This is a genomic window from Kitasatospora sp. NPDC056327, assembly GCF_042261735.1.
In the GTDB taxonomy this organism is placed as follows: Bacteria; Actinomycetota; Actinomycetes; order Streptomycetales; family Streptomycetaceae; genus Kitasatospora.
Genome location: NZ_JBHJRC010000325.1, coordinates 1 through 6408 on the forward strand (window position 1 = coordinate 1; position 6408 = coordinate 6408).

Consider the following 6408-nt stretch of genomic DNA (forward strand, 5'->3'; position numbering starts at 1 on the left):
CCCTCGGCGTCGCCGTGGACGCGCGGGCGGGCGCCTCCGCCGCCGACTCGCTCGCCCTGGCCCGCGCCGCCGTCGCCTCCGGCGGCTGCGACGCCCTGGTCGTCGTCGGCGGCGACGGGATGATCAACCTCGGCCTCCAGGCCGTCGCCGGCACCGCCACCCCGCTCGGCATCGTCCCGGCGGGCACCGGCAACGACCACGCCCGCGCCCACGGCCTCCCCCGCGGCGACCCCGAGGCCGCCGCCGACGTCGTCGCCGCCGGTCGCACCCGCACCCTCGACCTCGGCCGGGTCACCGGTGCCGACGGCAGCACCCGCTGGTTCGGCTCCGTCCTCGCCAGCGGCTTCGACTCCCTCGTCAGCGACCGCACCAACCGGCTGCGGTGGCCGCGCGGCCGGCTGCGCTACCACCTCGCCATCGCCGTGGAGTTCGCCAACCTGCGCCCGCTGCCGTTCCGGATCACGCTCGCCGACGGCACCGAGATCACCCGTGCCCTCACCCTCGCCGCCGTCGGCAACACCGGCAGCTACGGCGGCGGAATGCCCATCTGCCCGGACGCCGACCCCGCCGACGGCCTCCTCGACGTCACCCTCGTCGACGCGATGCCGCGCCACCGGATCGCCCGCTTCCTCCCCACCCTGCTCAAGGGCACCCACGTCACCCACCCTGAGGTCACCACCCACCGCACCCCCTCGCTGCGGCTCTCCTCCCGGGGGATCACCGCCTACGCCGACGGCGAGTTCATGGCCCCCCTGCCCCTCACCGTCACCGCCGTCCCGGGCGCCCTCCGCCTCCTCGTCCCGGCACCCTGAGCCGGGGCCGGGCCCGCCGCCCGGGCGGGGCGGCGCGACGGGCGGTGCTACGGGCGGTTGCTACGGGCGGTGCACGGAGGCCCCGGGTGACGCGCGACCGTTACCGGGACACGGGCGCGGGGAGGGGCCGGTGTCAGTAGACTCTGGCCGACCTGAACTCCGTCCATCACCAGGAATTGTGGGGGGCGCTCGTGGACGTGCACATTTCCGTGACCGGTGGGGAGACCGTCGCGGAGGCCGAGTCGTTGACCGACTGGCTCCGGGGCGCGCCGGAACTCGGCCGCGTCACCCTGTCCGGGCGGCCTCCCGCCCCCGGCGAGATGGGCGCGGTGCTGGACACCGTCTCCGTCGGGCTCGGCGCGGGCGGCGGCCTCTCGGTGCTGGCCGCCTCGCTGCGGACGTGGTTCGCGCAGCCGCGGCGCAGCGACGTCCGGCTGAAGATCCGCCGGCCCGGCGGGGAGACCGTCGAGATCGACGCCAAGCGCGTGCGCGCCGGGGAGCTGGAGGCGATCCTGCGCGCGGCGCTCGCGGACCCGGACACCACCGGTGCCGGCGGCACCGCCCCCGGCACCGGGCAGGGCTGACGGTGCCGCTGCCGGACCCCCGGCGCTCCCGGATCGTGCTCATCGGCGCGAGCGAGTACACGGACCCGGCCCTTCCGAAGCTCGAAGCGGTCGAACGCACCGTCAACGACCTCGCCGCACTGTTCACCGACGAGGTCCACGGCCTCGTGCCCGCGGAGCACTGCACCGTCCTGCTGAACGACGGCAACCTGTCCCGCGTCGGCCGCAGGCTCCGCGAGGCCGCCCGGGAGGCCACCGACCTGCTGCTGGTCTACTTCACCGGACACGGCCTCGTCGCCGGCCGCCGGCACGACCTCTACCTGGCGCTGACCGACAGCGAGTACGAGGATCCGGAGTTCAACTCGATCGAGTACGACAAACTGCGCGGCACGGTCCTCGGCAGCCGTGCCACCAGCAAGATCATCGTGCTGGACTGCTGCTTCTCCGGCCGCGCCGTCACCGACACCATGGCGGGCGGCCCGGAGGTCGGCCGCGAGACCATCAACCAGCTCGGGGTGGCCGGCACCTACGTGCTCACCTCCGCCCAGCACGACCAGGTCGCCCTCTCACCGCCCGGCGAGGACCACACCGCGTTCTCCGGGCGGCTCATCCGGCTGCTGCGGGACGGCGTCGTCGGCGGCCCCCGGGAGATCACCATCGAGGAGGTCTACCAGCGCCTCCACGACATGATGCGCGCCGAGAACCTCCCCCTCCCCCGCAACCGGGGCACCGAGAACGCCGACCGGGTCGCCCTCGCCCTCAACCGCTCCTACGCCGACGCCCTCGCCCCCGAGCTGCGCAGACGGCGGCAGGAGGCGGAACAGCTCGCGCTGGAGGGCGACTGGGCCCTGGCCGCCGAGCACCTGCGCGCCGTCCTCGCGGAACAGACCGCGGCCCTCGGCGAGGAGCACGAGGAAACCCTGTTCTGCCGGCGCGCCCTCGCCCACTGCGTCGGCGCCCTCGGGGACCCGGCGGAGGGCGCCCGCCTGCTGCGCCCGCTCCCGGAGGCCTACGCCCGCGTGTTCGGCAGGGACCACGAGGAGACCCTGCACACGCGCCAGTTCCTCGCCGTCAACCTCGGCGAGTCCGGCCACCGGGCGGAGGCCGTCGCCCTGCTGCGGGTCCTCCTCGCCGACCGCAGCCACGTCCTCGGCGGCGAGCACGAGGACACCCTGCGCACCCGCCACATCCTCGCCCGCAACCTCGCCCTGACCGGCGCCCACGAGGAGGCGGTGGCGCTGCTGCGGCAACTGATCGGGGAACGGGACCGCACGCTGGGCCTGAACCACCCGCACACGGTGCGGGCGCGCAGGGACCTGGCGGAGCTGAAGGGGGACGCACCGCGTGTTTGAACGGTTCACCGACAGCACCGAACAGGTCCTCGGCCGCGCGCAGGAGGAGGCCCGCGCCCTCGCGCACGAGCAGACCGGTCCCTCGCACGTCCTCCTCGCGCTGACGCTGGAGCGGACCGGCGCCGCGGCCAGGGCGCTCTCCCACCTCCTGGTGCCCGTCGAACAGGTCCGCCGCGAGGTCACCGAACGGATCGGCCGGGGCACCCAGGCGCCGACCGGCTACATCCCCTTCTCCGAGGAGACCAGGACCGTCCTGGCACTGGCCGACAAGGAGTCCTTCGGGCTCAACCACAGTCACATCGGCACCGAGCACCTGCTGCTGGGCCTCACCGCCCACCGGACCGGCGTCCCGGCCCGGGTGCTGGCCTCGTTCGGCGCCGATCACGAGCGGGTGCGGCGGCAGGTGAAGGCCCTCGTGGAGCCGCTCGCCCCCGCCGGGCGGCCGGACGGCCCGCCGCCGGCCCCGCTCGGCCGGGACCTCACCGCGGCGGCCCGGCCGGACGCCCCGGCCGTCGTCGGGCGGCGGCCGGAGATCGAGCAGGTCCTGAGGGTCCTCGCCCGCCGGACCAGGAACGTCCCGCTGCTCGTCGGCGAGCCCGGGGTCGGCAAGACGAGCGTCGTGACCGGGCTCGCGGAGGCCATCGCGTCCGGGGCCGTGCCGGAGGGGTTCCGCGGCCGGACGGTGCGGCTCCTGGACGTGGCCGCGCTCTTCGCCGACCCGCGGCACCACGGGCGGTTCACCGAGCTGATGGCCGAGGTGGTGCGGGACGCCCGGGAGTCGACCGGACTCGTGCTCTTCCTCGACGACGCCCTCGCCACCGTGCAGACCCGGGAGGGCCCGACGGAGGTGCTGAGACTCTTCCGGCCGGTGTTCGACGCCCCGGGGGTGTCCGTGGTCGCCGCCGCCGACACCGCCGATCACCGGCGCCGGCAGCCGGACTCCGGCCTCGACCGGATGGTCCAGCCCGTTCCGGTGGCCGAACCGCCCGCGCACGACGTCCTGGAGATCCTGCGGGGCGTCCGCGGCCGGCTGGCCGAGCACCACCGCGTCCGGATCACCGACGACGCGCTGACCGCCGCCGCCGAGCTGGCCCGGACCCACCTGCCCGGGCGGGCGCTTCCGGGGGCCGCCGTCGACCTGCTGGACGAGGCCGGCGCACGGCTGCGCTCCGGGCCGGCCGGGACCGACGGCCCGCAGCCGCCCGTGCTCTCCCGGGACGGCGTGACGGCCGCCGTCGCCCCGGAACCGCGCCCCGCCACGACCACGCTGTCCCCGCCGGTCCCGCACGACCCGTTCGTCTGGTCGATGAGCTGACGCGAGGGGCCGGTGCCCGGCCGCCGGGCCGGCCCGGCGGCCGACCGCCGCCGGCTACGGCAGCTCCAGCGACTCCCACTCCAGGCCCTCGCCCCACCCCGGCTCGCCCAGGGCCCAGCCGGTCATCGCGGCGATCACCCGCGCGGGGTCGTCCAGGACCGCCTGGAAGTGCCGGTCGGGCCCGCCGTCGCGGTACTCAAGCGTGTAGTCCTCGCCCTCCTCGTGCCACACCTGCACGAAGACCCCCTCCACGTCGGGTATCCGCTCGACCACCAGGAAGCGGTCCCGCTTCGCCCCGATCCGCCGCACCAGGCCGGCCAGTTCCCCGGCGTCCGGCCGCAGGTGCCGCTGGTCGTCTTCCGTCCTCACCGCGATCTCCAACATGCCCCGGATCCTGGCACACGCCACCGACAGCCCGCCCCGGGCCGGAGGCCGCCGGGGGCGTGATCGTCCTTCGGCACGGTGGGGCCACGGATGTGACGCGGACGCCGCGGGGCCGGTGGGTGGACGAGGGGCTGCGGGCGCCGGCCGGGGGCGGCCCGAGGCGGTGCGGATCGAGCCGCCGGCGCAGGCCCTGGGGGTGGCCAAGGGCGGCTTCCACGGGCCTTCACCCTGCGGATCGGGTACCGCTTCGTGGACGTCGACCACCCGGGCGCAGTCGCGCCGAGGTGACGGAGCGGACCAGGGACTGGCTGCTGAGGTGGCGGCGGGGCGCGGCAGGAGCGGGGTTCAGACGCCGCTGCGGGCCGGCACCGCGTGGTCGTCGATCGCCGCCCGCAGGGCCGCGTGGTCGGCCTCGGTGCGGGCGACGTAGCGGACGGCGAACTCGGCGATCGCCTCGGCGAAGGTGTCCGAGGTGCCGAGGTACCCGGCGACGGCCAGCCGGTCGCCGGAGCGGGCGTGCGCGCGGGCGAGGGTGCGGCCGCACAGGTCGGCGTAGCCCCGCAGGTCGGACGGGGCCATCCCGGCGACGTCGACGGAGCCCTTCATGTCGCGCAGTTGGCGGCCGTAGAAGTGGCGGCCGCCCGGTCCGGTGGTCCAGCCGAGGAAGATGTCGCTGGCGGCCTGCATGAGGTGCTGGCCGGTGACCACCCGGCGTCCGCCGTGCACCACCGGGGCCTCGGCGGCCGGGCGGGTGTCCGGCAGGTACTCCTCCAGGACGGACCGCCCGGCCTCCTTGATCTGGAGGAACAGCGGGTCGCCCTCGTCGCGGCCCTCCAGCAGGAGGATGAAGCACCGGGTGCCGACGCTGCCGACGCCGACCACCTTGCGGGCCACGTCGACCAGCCGGAAGCGGTCGAGCAGGACCCGGCGGTCCTCGGCGAGGGTGGCGCGGTAGTCGGAGTAGATCTTGCCGACCCTGCGCAGTTCGTCGCGCGGCAGCGGTTCGATCAGCGGCGGGTCGCTGACGATCCGGCGCCGGCCGTCCTCGCCCCGTTCGGTGAGCTTGCCGAAGGCCTGGAGGCTGGTGCGGCGGCGGGCCTTGTCCAGGGTGGCCTCGACGCGCTTGCGGCGGCTGCGGCGGACCAGCGGGAGGATGTCCTCGGTGTCGACCCGGGCGTACCAGACGTCGAGTTCGCCGCGCTCGGCGAGGGTCCGCATGGCGCCGGCGTAGCCGAGTCCGGCGGCCAGCGCGGCCCGGCGGGCCCGGTCCTCGTCGTGGCCGTTGTCGCGGGCGGCGACGGCCACGCTGGCGGCGAGCCGTTTGACGTCCCACTCGAAGGGGCCGGGGTAGGTCTCGTCGAAGTCGTTGACGTCGAAGAGCAGCGCGCGTTCCGGGGAGGCGTACACGCCGAAGTTCAACAGGTGCGCGTCGCCGCAGAGCTGCACGGTGATGCCGGTGTCGGGGACGGCGGCGAGGTCGGCGGCCATCACGGCGGCGGCGCCGCGCAGGAACGCGAACGGTGAGTCGGCCATCCGGCCGTAGCGGATCGGGACGAGGTCGGGGAGCCGGTCCTCGGCCTGCCGGGCCAGGAGCGCCAGCGGGTCGGGCCGGTCGGCGGAGGGGATCCAGCGGCCGTGGGCGGAGCGGGGGGCGCGGTCGCGGGCGGCCCGGCCGCGCCGCCGGCGTTCGGTCGGACTGGTCATGCGCGCTCCTCGGGGTCGCTCCGGGACGGGCGGCCGAGGGGTGGCCTCCCTGCCCGCGACGCTAGGGCAGCCGCCCCGGGGCGGCACGTCGAGGAGGCTGCGGAGTGCGGGCCGGCGGGCGGCGGGCGCGCCGGGGGCGACCCGCGCTCCGCCGAACGGGTGAACTGGTGAACTGGTGAACGGACGAACGGGTCGCCGGGTGGAGGGGCCGGGGGTGGACGGGCCCGGGGTGGGGGGGGGGGGGCCCCCCCCCCCCCCCCGGCCGCCGGGGCCACCCC

General features: G+C 76.3%; 5 protein-coding genes and 1 pseudogene. 4 read left to right on the top strand and 2 right to left on the bottom strand.

Features of this window, described 5'->3' with window-relative positions; translation table 11 throughout:
- The 4 genes from ACFCX4_RS31350 to ACFCX4_RS31365 form a co-directional block, all read left to right on the top strand.
- On the top strand, positions 1-812 hold an 812-nt coding region (locus ACFCX4_RS31350; protein ID WP_376149900.1), incomplete at its 5' end, for a diacylglycerol kinase.
- Positions 813-1003: 191 nt separating this feature from the next.
- Positions 1004-1396, top strand: coding sequence for a hypothetical protein (locus ACFCX4_RS31355; protein WP_376149903.1), 393 nt, complete (start codon positions 1004-1006; stop codon positions 1394-1396).
- A gap of 2 nt (positions 1397-1398) precedes the next feature.
- Positions 1399-2727: a caspase family protein gene (locus ACFCX4_RS31360; protein ID WP_376149906.1), complete on the top strand. Its 1329-nt coding sequence runs from the start codon at positions 1399-1401 to the stop codon at positions 2725-2727.
- Positions 2720-4042 carry a Clp protease N-terminal domain-containing protein gene (locus ACFCX4_RS31365; RefSeq protein ID WP_376149909.1) on the top strand — a complete coding sequence of 441 codons (1323 nt, stop codon included), beginning with the start codon at positions 2720-2722 and terminating at the stop codon, positions 4040-4042. Before ACFCX4_RS31360 ends, ACFCX4_RS31365 begins: the two co-directional genes overlap by 8 nt.
- A gap of 60 nt (positions 4043-4102) precedes the next feature.
- On the opposite strand, the pseudogene ACFCX4_RS31370 reads toward ACFCX4_RS31365, so the two are convergent.
- Both ACFCX4_RS31370 and ACFCX4_RS31375 read right to left on the bottom strand, forming a co-directional pair.
- Positions 4103-4426, bottom strand: a pseudogene (locus ACFCX4_RS31370) (hypothetical protein); the annotation flags it as partial.
- Positions 4427-4771: 345 nt separating this feature from the next.
- On the bottom strand, positions 4772-6130 hold the full coding sequence (locus ACFCX4_RS31375; RefSeq protein WP_376149912.1) for a DUF2252 domain-containing protein: 1359 nt from the start codon (positions 6128-6130) through the stop codon (positions 4772-4774).
- Positions 6131-6408 lie beyond the last annotated feature (278 nt).